The 18,819-nt window shown below is 69.8% G+C and carries 16 protein-coding genes and 1 pseudogene; 8 read left to right on the top strand and 9 right to left on the bottom strand.

All coding sequences use genetic code 11. The features are described from left to right. Window positions 1-54 precede the first annotated feature (54 nt). The 4 genes from nirD to HOV77_RS13005 are packed head-to-tail and all read right to left on the bottom strand — an operon-like array spanning window position 55 to window position 6,486. Complete coding sequence (nirD, locus tag HOV77_RS13020; RefSeq protein ID WP_290861803.1) at window positions 55-432, bottom strand: nitrite reductase small subunit NirD; 378 nt, start codon at window positions 430-432, stop codon at window positions 55-57. Beyond that, window positions 429-2,912, bottom strand: a complete 2,484-nt coding sequence (nirB, locus tag HOV77_RS13015) for a nitrite reductase large subunit NirB (RefSeq protein WP_290861801.1) — start codon at window positions 2,910-2,912, stop codon at window positions 429-431. The genes nirD and nirB overlap by 4 nt, the downstream gene beginning before the upstream one ends. Beyond that, complete coding sequence (locus HOV77_RS13010; RefSeq protein ID WP_290861799.1) at window positions 2,909-4,384, bottom strand: FAD-dependent oxidoreductase; 1,476 nt, start codon at window positions 4,382-4,384, stop codon at window positions 2,909-2,911. Before HOV77_RS13010 ends, nirB begins: the two co-directional genes overlap by 4 nt. Next, window positions 4,381-6,486, bottom strand: coding sequence for a molybdopterin oxidoreductase family protein (locus HOV77_RS13005; protein ID WP_290861798.1), 2,106 nt, complete (start codon window positions 6,484-6,486; stop codon window positions 4,381-4,383). Before HOV77_RS13005 ends, HOV77_RS13010 begins: the two co-directional genes overlap by 4 nt. A 274-nt stretch (window positions 6,487-6,760) precedes the next feature. Here HOV77_RS13005 and HOV77_RS13000 point away from each other — a divergent pair, with 274 nt between their 5' ends. After that, window positions 6,761-7,036, top strand: coding sequence for a DUF6364 family protein (locus HOV77_RS13000; protein WP_290861796.1), 276 nt, complete (start codon window positions 6,761-6,763; stop codon window positions 7,034-7,036). 13 nt (window positions 7,037-7,049) lie between these two features. Continuing rightward, on the top strand, window positions 7,050-7,352 hold the full coding sequence (locus HOV77_RS12995; protein WP_290861794.1) for a type II toxin-antitoxin system PemK/MazF family toxin: 303 nt from the start codon (window positions 7,050-7,052) through the stop codon (window positions 7,350-7,352). Window positions 7,353-7,487: 135 nt separating this feature from the next. Here the strand turns inward: HOV77_RS12995 and HOV77_RS12990 are convergent, their stop codons facing one another. The 3 genes from HOV77_RS12990 to HOV77_RS12980 all read right to left on the bottom strand — a co-directional run bounded on the left by HOV77_RS12990 (window position 7,488) and on the right by HOV77_RS12980 (window position 10,253). Continuing rightward, window positions 7,488-8,039 carry a MarR family transcriptional regulator gene (locus HOV77_RS12990; protein ID WP_290861792.1) on the bottom strand — a complete coding sequence of 184 codons (552 nt, stop codon included), beginning with the start codon at window positions 8,037-8,039 and terminating at the stop codon, window positions 7,488-7,490. A gap of 123 nt (window positions 8,040-8,162) precedes the next feature. Continuing rightward, window positions 8,163-8,753: a malonic semialdehyde reductase gene (locus HOV77_RS12985; protein WP_290861790.1), complete on the bottom strand. Its 591-nt coding sequence runs from the start codon at window positions 8,751-8,753 to the stop codon at window positions 8,163-8,165. Window positions 8,754-8,903: 150 nt separating this feature from the next. Then, entirely contained in the window at window positions 8,904-10,253 is a 1,350-nt protein-coding gene (locus HOV77_RS12980) for a nitrate/nitrite transporter (RefSeq protein ID WP_290861789.1), read from the bottom strand. A 297-nt stretch (window positions 10,254-10,550) separates the two neighbouring features. Here HOV77_RS12980 and rplM point away from each other — a divergent pair, with 297 nt between their 5' ends. From rplM to glmS, 4 genes are all read left to right on the top strand, one after another. Further along, complete coding sequence (gene rplM, locus HOV77_RS12975) at window positions 10,551-10,994, top strand: 50S ribosomal protein L13 (protein ID WP_290861787.1); 444 nt, start codon at window positions 10,551-10,553, stop codon at window positions 10,992-10,994. Window positions 10,995-11,014: 20 nt separating this feature from the next. Beyond that, window positions 11,015-11,497 (top strand): 30S ribosomal protein S9, encoded by a 483-nt coding sequence (gene rpsI / locus HOV77_RS12970; RefSeq protein WP_290861785.1) that lies wholly within the window; start codon window positions 11,015-11,017, stop codon window positions 11,495-11,497. Between the two features lie 91 nt (window positions 11,498-11,588). After that, window positions 11,589-12,917 (top strand): phosphoglucosamine mutase, encoded by a 1,329-nt coding sequence (gene glmM, locus HOV77_RS12965; protein WP_290861783.1) that lies wholly within the window; start codon window positions 11,589-11,591, stop codon window positions 12,915-12,917. Between the two features lie 150 nt (window positions 12,918-13,067). Then, window positions 13,068-14,939 (top strand): glutamine--fructose-6-phosphate transaminase (isomerizing), encoded by a 1,872-nt coding sequence (glmS, locus tag HOV77_RS12960; RefSeq protein ID WP_290861781.1) that lies wholly within the window; start codon window positions 13,068-13,070, stop codon window positions 14,937-14,939. A 3-nt stretch (window positions 14,940-14,942) separates the two neighbouring features. Here glmS and HOV77_RS12955 read toward each other — a convergent pair whose 3' ends face one another. Then, window positions 14,943-16,409, bottom strand: a complete 1,467-nt coding sequence (locus HOV77_RS12955; protein WP_290861779.1) for an alpha/beta hydrolase — start codon at window positions 16,407-16,409, stop codon at window positions 14,943-14,945. After that, the gene (locus tag HOV77_RS12950) at window positions 16,406-16,648 is read right to left on the bottom strand and encodes a hypothetical protein (protein ID WP_290861777.1); all 243 of its coding nucleotides are present in this window, start codon (window positions 16,646-16,648) and stop codon (window positions 16,406-16,408) included. Before HOV77_RS12950 ends, HOV77_RS12955 begins: the two co-directional genes overlap by 4 nt. Window positions 16,649-16,781: 133 nt before the next feature. Here HOV77_RS12950 and HOV77_RS12945 point away from each other — a divergent pair. Then, window positions 16,782-17,147, top strand: a pseudogene (locus HOV77_RS12945) (holo-ACP synthase); the annotation flags it as partial. Window positions 17,148-17,212: 65 nt separating this feature from the next. Continuing rightward, window positions 17,213-18,634, top strand: a complete 1,422-nt coding sequence (locus HOV77_RS12940; protein WP_290861775.1) for an NAD(P)H-hydrate dehydratase — start codon at window positions 17,213-17,215, stop codon at window positions 18,632-18,634. Window positions 18,635-18,819 lie beyond the last annotated feature (185 nt).

Below are 18,819 nucleotides of genomic sequence, written 5' to 3'. Positions count from 1 at the left end.
GGCCGGCGCTCGCATGATGGAGGCTGTGCTGACCGGTGACCGGCCGAGGGCCGGTCATGCGGGCACGCTCACGGCGAGGGGCTCGCCGATCTCGACCACCCCATCGCGTACGCGGACGGCCCAGGCGCGCACGCGCATGGTGGGATCGTCGAGGCAATCCCCCGTACGCAGGTCGAACGCCTGCTTGTGCATGGGGGAGGCGACGGTCGGGACGTCTCCGCGGGTGCCGACGATGCCCCGGGACAGCACCGACGCCCCACTGAACGGGTCGACGTTGTCGAGGGCGTACACGTCTCCGGTGAAGGTCCGGAAGATCGCGACGGGGATGCCGTCGACGAGGGCGGCGACGCCCCGCTCGACCTCCAGGCGCGCGATCGAGCAGATCGGCGTCCACGTCGCGAGGTCGGCGAAATCGGCGAATGCAGTGGTCATGACTTCCTCCCGGTGAGCGTTACGGGCACGGGGCGAGCGGGCACTCGTTGCCCGCGCTCGGTCTCGAAGCTGATCGAGGGGTCGGGCGTTCCCGGCGCATTGACGAACGAGACGAACCGCGCCAGCCGGGCCGGATCGTCCAAAGTGGCCTTCCACTCGTCGGCGTACGAGCTGACGTGGTGGGCCATCGCCGCATCCAGCTCGGCGCCGAGACCCAGGGTGTCGTGGATGATGACGTCCCGCAGGTGGTCCAGCCCGCCGTCCAGCGCCTCCAGCCAGGCGGCCGTCCGCTGCAACCGGTCCGCTGTGCGGATGTAGTACATGAGGAACCGGTCGATCGTACGGATTAGGTCCTCAGTGGATAGATCGGAGGCGAGCAGATCGGCGTGCCGGGGCCGGAAGCCGCCGTTGCCGCCGACGTAGAGGTTCCAGCCGGTCTCGGTCGCGATGATCCCGAAGTCCTTGCCCCGGGCTTCGGCGCATTCGCGGGCGCAGCCTGACACGGCGGACTTGATCTTGTGCGGCGCTCGCAGCCCGCGATAGCGCAGTTCCAGGTCGACCGCGAGGCCGACCGAGTCCTGTACGCCGTACCGGCACCACGTGCTGCCGACGCACGACTTCACCGTACGCAGTGCCTTGCCGTACGCGTGGCCGGATTCGAACCCGGCGTCGACCAGTCGTCGCCAGATGAGCGGCAGTTGCTCGACCCGCGCGCCGAACAGGTCGATCCGCTGGCCGCCGGTGATCTTCGTGTAGAGCCCGAAGTCCTTGGCCACCTCGCCGATGACGATGAGCTTCTCCGGGGTGATCTCGCCGCCCGGAATGCGGGGCACCACCGAGTAGGTGCCGTCCTTCTGGATGTTGGCGAGGAAGTGATCGTTGGTGTCCTGCAGGGCGGCCTGCTCGCCGTCGAGCACGTAGCCGTTGGTCAGCGAGGCGAGGATCGACGCGACCACCGGCTTGCAGATGTCGCAGCCGCGGCCCTGCCCGTGCTCGGAGATGAGCTCGGAGAAGGTGCGGATGCCCCGGACCCGGGCGATGTCGAACAGCTCCTGGCGGCTGTGCGTGAAGTGCTCACAGAGCGCCTTCGACTGGTGCACACCGCATTCGCTCAGCAGGCTCTTCAACATCGGTACGCACGAACCACAGGTGGTGCCGGCGCGGGTGCACGCCTTGATGGCCGGCACGTCGGCCGCGCCCTCGCGGATCGCCCCTACGATGGCGTCCTTCGTGACGGCGTTGCACGAGCACACCTGAGCCGTCCCGGGCAGCGCGCCGGCCCCGGCCGTTCCGGCGGAGTCCCCGGCCAGCAGCGCGATCGGCGGACCGGGCAACGGCCCGCCGAGGCTCGCCCGCAACGTCGGGTACGCCGAAGCGTCGCCGACGAGCACACCGCCGAGCAGGGTCTGCGCGTCGTCGGAGAGCAGGAGTTTGGCGTACACCCCGTTGGCCCCGTCGTGGTAAACGACGTCCAGCGGCCCGTCCGGCGCTCCGAACGAGGCGACGTCCACCCCGAGCAGCTTCAGCTTCGTCGACGTGTCGGGCGTGGTCATCGCGGCGTCGCCGCCGACGATCCGGTCGGCCACCACTTCGGCCATGGCGTACCCGGGAGCGACGAGTCCATAGGTGCGGCCCTCGGTGCCGTCGAGGCTCAGGGCGGCGCACTCGCCGACGGCGTACACGTCGGGGTCTTCGGTCGCACAACCGGCGTCGACGAGGAAGCCACCGCGCGGTCCGAGTGGCAGACCGGCCGACGCGGCCAGCTCGTCGCGGGGGCGGATGCCGGCCGCGATCACGACGACCTCGGCCTCGACCGAGCCGCCGTCGCTGAAGGTCAGGCCGGTCACCTCGTCGGTGCCCACGACGCTCGCGCAGGCGCGTCCGGTGTGGACGGCGAGACCGAGGCCCTCGACGTGTCCCTTGAGGACGGCACCGCCACCGTCGTCCACCTGCAACGGCATCAGCCGGGGCGCGAATTCCACGACATGGGTGGTGAGACCGAGCAGGCGCAAGGCGTTCGCCGCTTCCAGACCGAGCAGACCGCCACCGAGCACCGCGCCGACCCGGCGGCCTTCGGCGTACGCCTGAAGCGCCTCCAGATCGTCGAGCGTGCGATAGACGAAGACGCCCGGCAGGTCGGCTCCGGCGATCGGCGGCACGAACGGGCGGCTGCCGGTGGCGAGCACGAGCTTGTCGTAGGCGTACTCGCCGGCGTCGGTCTGCACGATCCGGCGTGCGCGGTCGATCCCGAGAACGGCCTCACCCAGTCGCAGCTCGACGCCGTCCGGCACGTCACCGAGCGACAACTCCTCAGCACTGGCTCCGTCGAAGAAGGCGGACAACCGCACCCGGTCGTACGCCGGCCGCGGCTCCTCGCCGAGGACGGTGATCCGCCACTGGCCGGCGGTGTCCCGGGCGGAGAGGGCCTCGACGAAACGCTGCCCGACCATCCCGTGGCCGACCACGATCAGATTCCTCATGCCTTGACACCTTCCTGCGCAGACAGCCAATCGGCGATGCCGCAGACCGCGTCGGTGCAGGTACCGCAGCCGGTGGTGGCGCGCGTGCGCTCGGCGATCGCCGCGACGTCGCGGCAGCCGTCGCGCCAGGCGCGCACAATTGAGCCCTTGCTGACCGTGTTGCACTGGCAGACGGTCACGGCATCGGGCATCAGCGCCGGAGTGGGCGCAACCTGAGCGGTGGCGGGTCCGCCCAGGCTGCGCCCGAGGAGGAGCGCGCGACGGTCACTAGGCACCGGCGCGCCCCGGTCGAAGAGCTGGATGACCTGCCCGACCAGCGGGTTGTCGCCCAGCAGCACGGCGCCGGAGACCCGGCCCTCGTGGATGCGAAGCCGGGCGTAGGTGCCCCGGGCGGGATCGGCGAACCGCAGATCCTCGTGGTGTTCGCCGTCGAGCGTGCCCATCGAGGCGAGGTCGATGCCGTTCGCCTTCAACCGCGTCACGATCGGCGCGGGCTGGTACGCCGCCAGCGGCTCCTCGCCGCTGAGCACCCGGGCCACCACCTCGGCCTGGGCCCACGCCGGAGCGACGAGCCCGCCGACCTGACCGCGATGTTGAGCGCAGTCGCCGATGGCGGAGATCCGCCGGTCGCTCGTCCGCAGCCGGTCGTCCACGACGATGCCCCGTTCGACGGCCAACCCGGCGTCGCGGGCCAGCCCCGTCTCCGGGCGTACGCCACATGAAAGGACCAGCACGTCGGTGGTGAGTTCGCGGCCGTCGGACAGGGTGAGCGTGACGCTGTCGGGTCCGGAGGTGAGCCGTGCGCCCGACACTCCGGTGTGGACGGTGATGCCGAGCTCGGCCAGGGTGCCGGCCAGGATGGCACTCGCATCCGGATCGATCTGCCGCTCCATCAGGTGGCCGACGGGGTGCACGACCTGCACCGACAGCCCTCGTCCGGCCAGCCCGCGAGCGGCCTCCAACCCGAGCAGGCCCCCGCCCAGCACGATCGCCGTACGCGCACCCTCGCTGTAGTCGAGGATGCGGCGGCAGTCGTCCAGGGTCCGGAACACCGCGACCCGATCGGGCAGCGCGTCCGGGTCGAGGCCCTCGACGGGCGGAATCCAGGCGGTGGCCCCGGTGGCCAGCACGAGGTGCTCGTACTCCACGACCGTGCCGTCGGCGCAGGTCACGGTCTGGGCGCCCCGGTCGATCGCGACGACAGGCGAGCCGGTCCGAATCGCTCCGCCGGAGTCGGGCAACTCCACGCCGGTCTCGTCGACCTTGCCTGCGAGCAGGTTCGACAACAAGATCCGGTTGTACGCCCGATGCGGCTCGGCGCCCACGACGGTCGCCTTGACGCCGCGCCGGGCCAGGTCGGCGGCGCAACGCGCGCCTGCCATTCCGTACCCGACGATCACTACTCCATCCACCGTTGTTCTCCTGTCCACGAGGAGACCGGCGACATCGGCGGTCGTCAGAAGTGCGGTCATGCCGGCTCGACTTTGACGGCGCAAACCTTGAACTCAGGCATGCGAGAAATCGGGTCCAACGCGTCGGACGTCAGCGAATTGACGCGCTGCCGACCGGCGAAGTGGAAGGGCGCGAAGACGGTGTCCGGCCGGATGCTCTCGGTCAGCCGCGCGGGGGCGGTCATCTCGCCGCGGCGGCTCGTCACGCGTACAAGTTGATCTGGAGAAATCTCGAGACGAGCCGCGAGATCGGGATGGAGCTCGACGAACCCCGACCCGGCGACCCGCGTGAGCGGCTCGATGCGGCGCGTCTGCGCGCCGGACTGATACTGCGCGAGCACGCGGCCGGTGGTCAGATAGAGCGGGTAGTCGGCGTCGGGTTCCTCGACCGCGGGCCGATGCTCGACGGCGATCAGGCGGGCCCGGCCGTCCGGATGGGCGAATCGCTCCTCGAAGAGCCGCGGCGTGCCCGCCCGGTCCACAGACGGGCAAGGCCAGAACACGCCGTCCTCGGCGTCCACCCGCTCCCACGTGACGCCCGCGTAGTCGGCCAACCCGCCTGCGGAGGCACGCCGCAGCTCCTCGAAGACCGCGCGCGGATCGGAATCGAACCGCGCACTCGGGGGAGGGTCGCCGTTTGCCCGAACGGCAGCCGTCCCCGTGCCGAGCCGGTGAGCCAGCTCGGCCAGCACCGCCAGATCCGTCCCTATCCCTGGCGGTGGCTTGCGGAGGGCCTTGCGCCGCAGCACGCGGCCCTCGAGGTTGGTCATGGTGCCGTCCTCCTCGGCCCACTGGGCAGTGGGGAGGACGACGTCGGCGAGATGTGCCGTCTCGCTCATGACAAAGTCGCACACGACCAACAAATCCAGGTTTCGCAGACGTTTCTCTACGTGAACAGCATTCGGAGCGGAGACGACCGGATTCGAGCCGAACACGAGCAACGCCTTGACGTCTTCGCCCAGGCTGTCGAGCAGCTCGTAGGCGGATCGGCCAGGTCCGGGCAGGTCGGCGGGGTCGACTCCCCACACCGCGGCGACGTGCTCGCGTGCGGCCGGGTCGTCGATCTTGCGGTAGCCGGGCAGCTGGTCGGCCTTCTGACCGTGCTCCCGGCCGCCCTGGCCGTTGCCCTGCCCGGTCAGGCAGCCGTAGCCGGAACCCGGCCGGCCCGGCAGACCCAGGGCCAGCGCGAGATTGACGAACGCGGTCACCGTGTCCACGCCCTTGGCGTGCTGCTCCGCGCCGCGCGCGGTCAAGATGATCGCCGGACCGTCGCTCAAGGCCCGCGCGGCTCGTTCCAGATCAGCGATGGGTACGCCGGTCAGCCGCTCGACTCGGGCCGGCCAGTACTCCGCGACCATTTTGCGTACGTCGTCGAAGCCGGTCGTGCGGGTATCGAGGTACTCGGCGTCGATCAGGCCCTCGGCGATCGCGATGTGCAGCAGCCCGTTGGCCAGCGCCAGATCGGTGCCCGGCGTCGGCTGCAAGTGCAGGGTGGCCGCGCGGGCGGTCGGGGTCGCCCGGGGGTCGATGACGATCTGCGTCGCGCCGGGCACGTCACGCTGCTCGGTGAGGTAGCGGGCGAACGGGGGCATGGTCTCGGCGACGTTCGCGCCGACCAGCATGAGCGTCTTGGCCTTGCCGATGTCGGCGAGCGGGAACGGCAGTCCACGGTCGACGCCGAACGCGCGCATCCCGGCGGCGGCCGCGCTCGACATGCAGAAGCGCCCGTTGTAGTCGATGTTCTTCGTCCGCAGCGCCACTCGAGCGAACTTGCCCAACGCGTACGCCTTCTCGTTGGTCAGCCCACCGCCGCCGAAGACCGCCACGGCGTCCCGCCCGTGCTCTCGCTGGATCTGCTCGATCTTGCCGACGATGAAGGCGTACGCCTCCCCCCAGGTCGCCGGAGTTCCCTCGACCAGCGGCGTACGCAGCCGCTCCGGGTGGTCGAGCAGTTCGGCGGCGGTCCAGCCCTTCTGGCACAGCCCACCGCGGTTGGTGGGGAAATCGCGGGGAGCCACTTCGACGCGTTCCCGATCGTCGGCGCTGTCGGGCTTGGTGATGCGCAGCGTCATCCCGCATTGCAGCGCGCAATACGGGCAGTGGGTGGCGACCTCGGCTGGCATGTAGACGAGCGTGCAGGGAGGCGGTTTCGGCCCGACTTCTCATATGTTTCCGACCTGCAAAGTCGCGCTCATCTGTTCGGTGGGGACGGTGTTGGCCAGTGGTATGACCGGCAGGACACAGATGGGGGTTTTGTCCAATGACACGAGGTTCTAGCGTGATCGTTAGTGACTGTCCGTGAGATCAGTTACACCTCATGTGAGCTGCGCATTCACTCATGCGGGGAGTTCCGATTGGGGGATGACTATGGGTCATACCAGAGGTACCCTCACTTGCATGACTGCGAAGGTGACTCTCTCGTTCTCGGATGACACGATCGCCGACGCGCGCCGCTATGCGGAACGTGACGGCATGTCTTTGTCGGCCTGGATGGACAAGGCCGCCAAGGAGAAGGCCCTACGCGAGCTCTTCGGCGCGCACGCCGACGTGCTCCGGAGAGCGGGCCTGGACAAGCTGGAGAAGCAGGCGCTTGCGGACGAGGCCGACTATGAGACGGTCACCGACGCATTGCGTGGTGGAATGACCCATGGTGGCGGTCGTCGACCGCGCTGAATCGGCGGAGGGCATGGCAAGCGTGCTGCGTAGAGGTGAGATCTGGCGGATCGAGGGCGCTCGTGAGCGACTCGGTCTGGTCATCAGCTCCGACGTCTACAACGGAACCGACGTGCCGATCGTGGTCGTCGCCGAGGTCGTGGACGAGGAGGAGCTGCGAGATTCGCCGTTGGCCGTCCAGATGGGCGAACTCGTGATCATGCCCGATCGCGTCTCCTCGCCGATGAAGAAGTGGTTCACCGACCTCGTCGAGGTCGCGGACACCGACACCATGCGGCGGGTGGCTCGAGCGCTCAAGATCATCCAAGACCTGTGACGCGGGTTTTCCGCGCGATCATGAACTAACCGGGGTGATCGACTGCGTTTATGCAGGACGCCACTTCGCTCAGCGGGTGATCGACTCCGTCAACAGGTGATCAACTGCGCTCGCCGGCGATCCGCGTCCTGCGGCTCAGCCGTCGCAGGATTCGTCGTCGCCGGCGCCGCACGACTCGGGCGCCTCGTAGCCGAGCGCCTCGGCACAGGCTTCCGGCCGCGGCTTCCGCAGACCCTCGGCGACCTGCTCGAACGCGGCGCCCAGTACGGCGAACTGCTCGGGCGTCATGCGGTCGACGAAGATCTCGCGTACCTGGTTGACGTGGTCGACGGCGACGCGCTGGATCGTCTCCCAGCCGTGCTCGGTGAGCACTGCGAACTGTCCCCGGCGATCGTCCGGACAAGGCTGCCGCTCGATCAGCCCGGCCTTCTCCATCCGGGTGATCTGGTGCGACAAGCGGCTCTTCTCCAGCAGCGTACGCACCGCGAGCTGGCTCATCCGGAGCCGGTGCTCGGGCGATTCCGACAGCTGGACGAGGATCTCGTAATCGGTGGCGGACAGGCCGTGCTTCTGGTGCCCTCGTTCGAGGTTGTGCATCAGCAGCCGGCTGCCTTCGAGGAACGCCCGCCAGGACCGCTGCTCGTCGTCGGTGAGCCAGCGGGCTTCGGTCTTTGTCTCGGCGGACATGCCAGTCACAGTACTCACTTCCCCTCTAGGTCGAGTAGGTCACGCATCACCCTGCCGCTAAGCCGACAGCCGACGTCGCAGGTCGCGACGCCGGCTGCGGAGGCTTCGATCGTGGGGTGGCCCTCAGACCGTCGTCACGACCTCGTCGAAGTCCAGCCGCGGGTTGCGGTCGAACCAGGCGTTGTCGGCGGGCTTACCGATGTTGACGACCGCCAGGACGCTGGCCCGGCCGTCGCCGAAGAACTCCTTGTCGAGCAGCTCGGCGTCGAACCCACCCATCGGGCCGGCGGCCAGACCCGCGGCGCGTACACCCAAGATGAAATAGCCCACCTGGATCGCGCCGTTGAAGCGGCCGGTCCGGACGCGGGCCTCTTCCTCGGCGAACCGGTCCTTGAGGCCGGGCGCGTGGGGGAAGGTCTTGTCGAGCTTCTCGTGGAAGTCGTGGGCCGCGGCGAGGATGGCGGTCAGCGGGGCCGCGGCGGTCTTGGCCTTGTTGCCCTCGGCCATGGCGCCGACCAGGCGCTCCCGGGCCTCCGGCGTACGCACCAGCACGACGCGCAGCGGCTGGGAGTTCAACGCGGTCGGGGCGTACTTGACGAGGTCGTAGACGGCCTGGATCTGCTCGTCGCTCACTGGCTCGTCGGTGAAGGCGTTCGCAGTACGCGCCTCGCGGAACAGCAGATCCTGCGCCGCCTGGTCGAGAACGAGGCTCATAGGGGTCTCCCGGAGGTTCGAAGTCGGATGGCGTGATCGCCGAGACCCAAGGTAGATGAATCTTCAACCAATGCGCAAGAACTAGTTGAGCGCGTCACTCAAATATGCCCGTTGATCATGGATTTCGCCATGACCAACGGGCCGGGAAGGTCAGACGGAGGCGTGGGCGAGGCTCGGCGCGACCGAGGTCAGCACCCGCCGCCGCAGGTAACACCACCAGGTCACGGCCAGGCAGGCGGCGTACAAGACGGTGAACCAGGTGAACGCGGTGCCGATGCCGCCGCTCCCGGCGATCGAGTCGCTGATCGCCCGGGGCAGGTAGAACCCGCCGAGCGCGCCGACCGCCCCGGCGATGCCGAGCGTGGCGGCCGACTCCCGCTTGGCCGTCGCGGCGTCCGGGGACTTCGCCGCGAAGATCGCCGGGATCATCCGGTAGGTCGAGCCGTTGCCCGCCCCGGCTGCGGTGAAGAGCACCCCGAACGAGGCCAGGAAGAGCGCCATGTTCTTGTCCCCGGCCGCGGTGACGACGCCGAACGAGCCGAGACCCATCAGCACGAAGCAGCTCGCGGTCACCCGGGCGCCGCCGACGCGGTCGGCCAGCCAGCCGCCGAACGGCCGGGCGACCGAGCCGACCAGCGGGCCGGCGAAGGCCAGGGTGATCGTCGCCGCTCCCAGGTGCGCCACCGGGGCGTTCGGGAACTGCAACTTCAGGACCAGCGGGAACGCCGCCGAGTAGCCCAGGAACGAGCCGAAGGTCCCGATGTAGAGGAACGACATGATCCAGGTGTGCGCCCGCTTCACCGTGGCGAACTGGGCTCGCAGCGGGGACTTCGCCACCGTCAGGTTGTTCATGAACGCGTACGCGAAGATCGCGGCGGCCAGGATCAGCGGCAGCCACATGACGCCGCCGTAGACCAGTCCGAACGACAACGCGATCGGTACCACCAACTGCATGACGCTGATGCCGAGGTTGCCGCCCGCGGCGTTCAGTCCGAGCGCGGTGCCCTTCTTCCGCTCGGGGAAGAAGAAGGAGATGTTGGTCATCGACGAGGCGAAGTTGCCGCCACCGAGCCCGGCGGTCGCGGCGATGGTCAGCACCACCCAGTACGCCGGGCGGGCGGTCACCGCGTAGATCATCCCCGAGACGGGGATCAACAGGAGCAGTGCGCTGATCATCGTCCAGGTACGCCCACCGAACCGGGTGACGGCGAACGTGTACGGGATCCGCATGAGGGATCCGATGAGGTTGGGCAGTGCGACCAGCCAGAACTTCTGGTTGACCGAGTACGCGAAGAGCCCCGGTGGCAGCGCGATGACCACCACACTCCAGAGCGTCCAGACCGAGAAGCCCAGATGCTCGGCGAAGATCGAGAAGATCAAGTTGCGCCGGGCGACCCGGCGGCCGGTGGACTCCCAGAAGGAGGTGTCCTCGGGGTCCCAGTGCGAGATCACCCGCTGCTGCGGTGCAGCCGGTGCCGGTGTGGTGACTGTCGCGGTCATGGTCAGGAAAGTTACGAACGTGTGATTGCCGTGTTGTGCGCTGCGCGTACCCGGGAGGTGAAACCAGGCGCACCTTGACGGCGGGTACCCTGTGAGGCGAGCCATACGGCGGCCGCCGTTTTGACCCTGGCGCAAGCCAACAGGTATCGTTGTGGGCTGTTGCGTGCTGAGCCAACCCGACAGCAGAGCGGTGCGGACCGGTCAGGTAGGCTTGTCGATTGGTGTCGCGAGAAACCTTCGACGCGACACCGCAAGAGCATCGCAAAGACATGTCCGACGACCAGACAAGGTAAACCTGTGCGTACGTACAGCCCGAAGCCGGGTGAGATCGAGCGTCAGTGGCACGTGATCGACGCTTCTGATGTCGTGCTGGGCCGGCTCGCCACCCACGCCGCCACGCTCCTGCGCGGCAAGCACAAGCCCACTTTCGCGCCGCACGTGGACACCGGTGACTTCGTCATCATCGTGAACGCGGGCAAGGTTGCCCTCACCGGCAACAAGCGCGCGACCAAGATTGCCTACAGCCACTCGGGTTACCCGGGCGGTCTCAAGCAGGTCCGCTACGACGAGCTGCTGAGCAAGCGGCCGGAGAAGGCGATCGAGCTGGCCGTCAAGGGCATGATCCCGCACAACAAGCTGGGCCGCCAGATCATGGGCAAGCTCAAGGTCTACGCGGGCCCTGAGCACCCCCACGCTGCGCAGAACCCGCAGCCTTTCGAGATCAAGCAGATCGCGCAGTGAGCGCGGGCGAAGGAATCACCATGACCGAGACTTCTGTGCCGACCCCGGCCGCGGTCGCCACGGCTGTGGAGGCCGTCGCCGCGCCCGCTCCGGTGGCCGTGAAGGCCCCCCGCGGGGACCGCCCCGTCCAGACCGTCGGCCGGCGCAAGCGGGCCATCGTCCGAGTCCGCATCATCCCGGGCTCCGGCAAGATCACGTGCAACGGGCGTGACCTCGAGGTCTACTTCCCGAGCAAGGTTTCGCAGCAGACCGTGCGCGAGCCGCTGGTCGTCGTCGAGAAGCCCGAGGCCTTCGACATCATCGCCAACCTGCGCGGTGGCGGCATCAGCGGCCAGGCCGGCGCGCTGCGCCTCGGCATCGCCCGCGCCCTGGTCGAGCTCGACCTCGAGGACCGTCCGGCGCTGAAGAAGGCCGGTTTCCTGACCCGTGACGCCCGCGTGACGGAGAGCAAGAAGTACGGTCTCAAGAAGGCCCGCAAGGCGCCTCAGTACTCGAAGCGTTGATGCCGGCTTCACAGCCTGCTTAAGGGAATGGCCGGGGGGCCGATTGCCCCTCGGCCATTTTCGTCTGCCCGGACTTTCTCGAGGAGGACACATGGGTCGGCTCTTCGGCACGGACGGCGTCCGTGGCCTGGCCAACGGCGACCTCACCCCCGAACTGGCGATGTCGATCGCCGTTGCGGCCGCGCACACGCTGGCCGAGGCGGATCGCAGTCACCAGCCGGTGGCGGTCGTCGGCCGGGATCCCCGGGCCAGCGGCGAGATGCTGGAGGCCGCGGTCGTCGCCGGTCTGGCCAGTGCCGGGGCGACCGTCGTCCGGGCCGGTGTGCTGCCGACGCCGGCCGTGGCGTACCTGACGAGCGAGGTGCGGGCCGACTTCGGCGTGATGGTCTCGGCCAGCCACAACCCGATGCCCGACAACGGGATCAAGCTCTTCGCCGCGGGCGGTCACAAGCTGTCCGACCAGATCGAGGACGCCATCGAGGCGCGGATCGGCGAGGCCTGGCAGCGCCCGACCGGCGCCGGGGTGGGCCGGGTGCACGACCTGCTCGACGGGGCCGAGCACTACCTCAAACACTTGCGTGCCGCCGTGCCGGTCCAGCTGGACGGGCTGACCGTCGTGGTCGACTGCGCCAACGGCGCGGCCAGCGACGTCGCTCCGTCGGCGTACCAGGAGGCCGGGGCGACCGTCGTCCCGATCTACGCCGAGCCCGACGGCGTCAACATCAACGAGGACTGTGGCGCGACCCATCTCGACGCGCTGCGGGAGGCCGTCGTCGCCCACGGCGCGGACCTGGGGCTCGCGCACGACGGCGACGCCGATCGCTGCCTTGCCGTCACGGCGACCGGTGAGGTCGTGGACGGTGACGAGATCATGGCGATCCTCGCGCTGGCTCTCAAGGAGGCCGGCGCGCTCGCCAAGGACACGCTGGTCGTGACGGTGATGAGCAACCTCGGGCTCAAGATCGCCATGCGGGACGCCGGCATCGATCTGGTCGAGACGAAGGTCGGCGACCGGTACCTGCTCGAGGAGCTGCGCGAGCACGGTTACTCGCTCGGCGGCGAGCAGAGCGGCCACATCGTCCTGCCCAGCCACGCGACGACCGGCGACGGCCTGCTCACCGGCCTGATGCTCATGGCGCGGATGGCGGAGACCGGAAAGAGCCTCGCCGAGCTCGCCTCGGTGGTCACCAAGCTGCCCCAGCGGCTGATCAACGTGCAGGCCGACCGCTCCGTGGTCGGTCACCCCACGGTGGTCGCGGCCGTGGACGCGGTCGCCGCGCGGCTCGGGGCCACCGGGCGCGTTCTGCTTCGTCCGTCCGGCACAGAGCGACTGGTACGCGTAATGGTGGAAGCGTCGACGCCGGAGTTGGCGGCAGAAACCGCGGAGGAGATCGCGTCGGCGGTGCGTTCCGCCACCTGACCTCCACCCTCCCGCTTCGGGGCCGGATCAGCGCACTGCTGGTCCGGCCCTTGTCGTTCGCCGGGAGAGTCGGTTTTTGAGCAGTTACTGTGCGCAAAAGTATCCCGATCGCGCATGGACTTTGAGCGAAACTCCGCTACGCTGCGAGGCATGTGTGGAATCGTGGGATACGCGGGCGCCCGACCGGCGCTGGAGATCGTCCTGGACGGCCTGCGGCGGCTGGAGTACCGCGGCTACGACTCGGCCGGCGTCGCCGTTCTGAGCCAGGCCGAGATCGCCGTGGCCAAACGGGCCGGCAAGCTGGCCAACCTGGACCGCGTGCTCGCCGAGGCCGCCGATCCCCGGATCGCCGCCGGAACGGTCGGCATCGGCCACACCCGCTGGGCGACCCACGGTGGACCGACGGATCGCAACGCCCACCCGCACCTGTCGGCCGACGGCCGGGTCGCGGTCATCCACAACGGCATCATCGAGAACTTCGTGCACCTGCGGGCCGAGCTGGAGGCGCAGGGGATCGAGTTCCAGTCGGAGACCGACACCGAGTGCGTCGCGCACCTGCTCGCGTTCGAACTCGCCGCGGTTCCCGAGAAGGGCGCGGCCGGGCTGGCCGAGGCGATGCGCCGGGTGTGCCGCCGATTGGAAGGCGCGTTCACACTGCTCGCCGTCGACCGGGAGGCTCCCGGCGCGGTCGTCGGCGCCCGCCGGAACTCACCGCTGGTGGTCGGCGTCGGCGTCGGCGAGAACTTCCTCGCGAGCGACGTGAGCGCGTTCATCGCGTACACCCGGGAGGCGCTCGAACTCGGTCAGGACCAGGTCGTGCTGATCACGACCGACGGCGTCGAGGTCACCGACTTCGAGGGCAAGCCGGCCGAGGCCCGTCCGTACCACGTGGACTGGGACGCGCGCGCCGCGGAGAAGGGCGGCCACGACTGGTTCATGGAGAAGGAGATCCTGGAGCAGCCGCAGGCGGTGCACGACACCCTGCTCGGGCGGCTCAGCGAGAGCGGCAGCATCCTCCTCGACGAGGTACGCCTCACGGACCAGGATCTGCGTGACGTCGACAAGATCTTCGTAGTCGCCTGTGGGACGGCGTACCACGCCGGGCTGGTCGCCAAGTATGCGATCGAGCACTGGACCCGCATCCCGTGCGAGGTCGAGCTCGCCAGCGAGTTCCGCTACCGCGACCCGGTGCTCGACCGGTCCACTCTGGTCATCGCCATCTCGCAGTCGGGCGAGACGATGGACACCCTGATGGCGCTGCGCCACGCCAAGGAGCAGAAGGCGCGCGTCCTGGCGATCTGCAACACCAACGGCTCCACGATCCCGCGGGAGTCCGACGCGGTCCTCTACACGCACGGCGGCCCGGAGATCGCGGTCGCCTCGACCAAGGCCTTCCTGACCCAGCTCGCCGCCTGTTACCTGGTGGGCCTGCACCTCGCCCAGGTCCGCGGGATCAAGTACGCCGACGAGGTCGGCTCGGTAGTCGAGCAGCTGCGGGCGATGCCCGACGCCATCGCCACCGTGCTGGACGACCTCGACGGTCTGCGTACGCTGGCCCGCGATCTGAGCACTCGCAACACAGTGCTGTTCATCGGCCGCCACGTCGGCTATCCCGTGGCGTTGGAAGGCGCGCTGAAGCTCAAGGAGTTGGCGTACATGCACGCCGAGGGCTTCGCCGCCGGAGAACTCAAGCACGGCCCGATCGCGCTGATCGACGAGGGCACCCCGGTCGTCTGCGTCGTGCCGTCGCCGGCCGGTCGGGGAGTGCTCCACGACAAGATCGTCTCCAACATCCAGGAAGTACGCGCCCGGGGTGCGCGGACCATCGTGATCGCCGAGGAGGGCGACGAGGCCGTCGTTCCCTTCGCCGATCACGTGATCCGCGTCCCGCGTACGCCGACCCTCCTCGCCCCGTTCGTGACGACGGTTCCGTTGCAGGTCCTTGCCTGCGAGATCGCGACCGCCCGGGGACACGACGTCGACCAGCCGCGGAACCTGGCGAAGTCGGTCACCGTCGAGTAGTCGTCAGGACTTCGGTGGCGGTGCGCTCACCGAGGTGTCCTGGCCTGCGGCGATCCGGCCCACATTGGTGAGCGCCGGATTGCCGCGATCCCAGTACGCCAAATGCGCCGAGATCGGGTTCGGGTTGTCGGCCGCCTCGAAGACGTGGCCGCCGAAGCCGGCGTCGGCCGGATTGTGGCCGTGCCAGAGGTCCGGCATCGGATCACCCATGTACCGCGGCCAGACGAGTTCCTTGAGGACCTGCCGGACGGACGGGGCGGACAGCCCGACGATGTCGTTGTCGGCGCTGGCCGCCCACACCGTCTTCGGGTCCACGTGCAGATCGGCCGCGTGCTCCACGCCGACCCCGGGCGCGCCGAGGAACACCAGGTCGTCCGCGCGCAGGCCGAGATCGCGGACGGTCTCGCCGACGACCAGCGCGCCATAGGAGTGCCCGACGACGCTCTGCTCGCCGAACTCGCCCTCATGGGTCGCGGCCAGCCCGTCTTGGAATTCGTGCAGAGCGGCCCGGGCGTCGTGAGCGGCGCTCGCCGAGGCGGCCTGGAGCACGTTGTCCGGAGCGTCGTAGCCCAGCCAGAGGACGGCCGCGGTCGACTTCGCCGGATCGGCGGCCGCCGTGGCCTCGGCCATCGCCGCCGTCCGGTCGAGCGACGTGCCGAGGTGGCCGTCGAGGCGTACGGCCATGCCGGGAACGTAGGTGAGCACGTTCGCCGAGTGATCGGGGTCGCCGAGCGCCACGATCGCGCGGCCGTCGCCCGCCGTGTCCAGCCCCAGCAGGTAGGTCCCGGGGCGGGCGAGCCGGTCGGCGAGCGTCGCGAGCCCGGCGAGCGTCCGCTCCACCCGGTCACGCTCCCGATCGGCGTTCGGATCCGCGCGCAGGCTGTCCAAGAGGGTGGTCAGCCGATCCTGCTCGTGCCGGAGCAGCTCCCGATTCGCCCGGTCCCGATCGGCCGCCGGTACGCCGTCCAACCGGCCGATCCGCTCGGGTGACGAGAGAATCAGCAGGTCACGTTGGGTCTTGCTGAGGCTGCGCCACCATTCGCGGACGGCCACCGGCCCGGCGTTCGGCGGGCACGGCGGGCTCAGGGACGCCGTGAGCTGCGTCAACGCCGTCGCCGTACGCTCGTCGGACTGGCGGGCGGCGGCCACCGCCATGGCCGCCTGCTCCGGCGTACGCGCAGCGAGCAGCGCCTGCCGAGCCGCCGAGACCCGGTCGGCGTGCTCAGCCAGCAACCGCCCGGTCTGTTCGATCGGCGTTCGGCAGGCGGCGGTCAACCCCCGCAGATCCGCGACGGCGACCGAGGCTGCGTCGGCAGCGGTTCCCCGCCAGTCCTGACGCAGCCCGGCCGCGGTCGCGTCGAACTCTTCGAGACGCTCGTCGAGCTGCTGCGCCAGCCGCCGCCAGGCGGTCGCCCCGGCGTGCCAGGTCGCCACGTCGGCTGCGCAGAGCTGTGCGTACCCGATGATCATGAGCGGTCCGCGGACCGATAGCCGGCCGCGCAGGCCCGGACCGAATCACCAGTGTGGACTGTCTGCTCGCCGATCGCGCGCAGCAGCCCGACGAGCGCCGTCTCCCAGGTGGACAGTGCGGCCGCGGCCGCCCACCCGGCCGGAGCCGCGACCAGCTTGGGCTGGGCCAGCGCGGTCCCGGTGTCGTCGAGCCGGTCGGACCACTGCCCGAGCCGGCCGATGTGGACTTCGAACTCCATGGGTCACCTCCCAGAGATAACTGCCGCCGATGCTGACCGGTGCCGGGGATCGGCTCAAGGACCTGTGGACAACCGCGCGGGCCTCGCCGAAGCGGCCGTCCACAGGGGTTGCGCGGCCGGTAGGGTGTGCCCTGTGATCGTGTCGGTCGGCAACGACGTCGTGCTCGTCGAGCGCTTCCGCGCCGCCCTGGAGCGCACCCCGCAGCTAGCCGAGCGGGTGTTCACCGAGGCCGAGCGCATTACGCAGTCGGGCCACGAACGCTCGGCGGAGTCGCTCGCCGCCCGGTTCGCGGCGAAGGAGGCGGTCGCCAAGGCCCTCGGCGCGCCGCAGGGCCTGCACTGGCACGACTGCGAGGTGACGGTGGACGAAGCCGGTCGTCCCTGGCTCGTGATCGCGGGCACGGTCGCGCGAGCAGCGGCCGGCCTGGGGATTCAGCGGTGGCATCTGTCGTTGTCGCACGACGGCGGCATCGCATCGGCGGTGGTCATCGCCGAACGAGACGGTTCCATCGGGCGTCAGCCCGGCGAGGACGGGGCTCGACTGGAACAACTCGGGGGCGAGGCATGAGAGCGGCATGGCGGGCAGCCGATGTGCGGGCGGCCGAGAAGACCCTGATGGAGACGCTGCCCGCCGGGACGTTGATGGCTCGGGCCGCCGCCGGACTGGCCCGGCGCTGCGCGATCACGCTGCGTACGCGGGGCCGGATCTATGGCTCACGCGTGCTGCTTCTCGTCGGCACCGGTGACAACGGCGGGGACGCCTTGTACGCGGGCGCGACGCTCGCCGGTCAGGGCGTGGCGGTCTCAGCGTGGCTCGTCGACCCGCGCCGAGCCCATGTCGGCGGCCTGCAGGCGCTGCTCGCGGCGGGTGGCCGGGTCGTCACCGACTGGCCGGCCGAAGTGGATCTCGTCGTCGACGGCATGCTCGGCATCGGCGCGACTGGTGCTCTCCGAGGAGCCGCCCTCGACGCGGCCAACCGGGTCGCCGAGCTGAACGCCCCGATCATCGCGGTCGACGTGCCCTCCGGGGTGGCGGTCGACACCGGCGACGTGCTCGGTCCGGCCGTACGCGCCGACGTGACGGTCACGTTCGGCGTGCTCAAGCCCGCGCTCGTCGTCGGACCGGCCGCGCCGCTCGCCGGGCAGGTCGAACTCGTCGACATCGGCCTGACGATGGCGGCTGCGCCCGCCGTACGCCTCGCCGAACAGTCCGACATCGACGAATGGTGGCCGCACCCCGGACCGGAGTCGGACAAGTACAGCCGGGGCGTCGTAGGGCTGGCCACCGGCTCGGCGAGCTTTCCGGGCGCAGCGCTGCTGTCCACCGCGGGCGCGCTCGCCGGCCCCACCGGGATGGTCCGGTACGCCGGTTCCGCCCACTCGATCGTGGCCACCCTGCACCCGTCGGTCGTGGTGGCTCGGCGCGTCTCCGACTCCGGCCGCGTACAGGCCTGGGTGTGCGGCAGCGGGCTCTCGACCGACCAGCGCGCCCGCGAAGAACTGCGAGCGGTGCTCGCGTCGCCGCTCCCGGCGGTCCTCGACGCCGACGCCATCACGATGCTGGTCGACGGCACCCACGCGAACGAACTTCGAGCCCGATCCGCGCCGACCGTGCTCACCCCGCATGACGGCGAGTTCAACCGCCTCGCCGGGTACGCCCCCGGCGCCGACCGAGTGGGGGCGGCGCTCACCCTCGCAGCTTGGACGCGATCGGTCGTGTTGCTCAAAGGCGACCGGACGATCGTCGCCGGGCCCGACGGTGAGGCCTGGGTCAATCCGACCGGCAGCCCCGCGTTGGCGACCGCCGGATCAGGCGACGTTCTCGGCGGGCTGCTCGGGTCGCTTCTCGCCGCCGGCCTCACCCCCGTACGCGCTGCCGTCGCAGCTGCCTACTTGCATGGGTTGGCTGGGCGGGTGGCGGGCTCCTCCGGATCTGTGACCAGCTCTGATGTCGCTGTCGCTTTGCGTGGGGTTGTTCCTCGCTGACGCCCGCTTGCCTTGCGCGGCCTGCTCGCTGCTCGCTGCCTGCGCGTCGCTGTGCGGCCTGCGCGTTATCCCGGGATAACGTCCCTTCCCGTCGCGGAATAGCGACGCTATCCCGGGATACGTGCCGGGACCGGGTGCTGCCGCGCGCGTTGTCCCGGGGATACGTCCCGGGAGACCGCGCGGAA

Origin of the sequence: Hamadaea sp. (genome assembly GCF_013362815.1) — a bacterium.
Taxonomy (GTDB): domain Bacteria; phylum Actinomycetota; class Actinomycetes; order Mycobacteriales; family Micromonosporaceae; genus Hamadaea.
The sequence above is the reverse complement of the archived record's forward strand: the minus strand, read 5'-3'. Positions and strand labels throughout refer to the sequence as shown.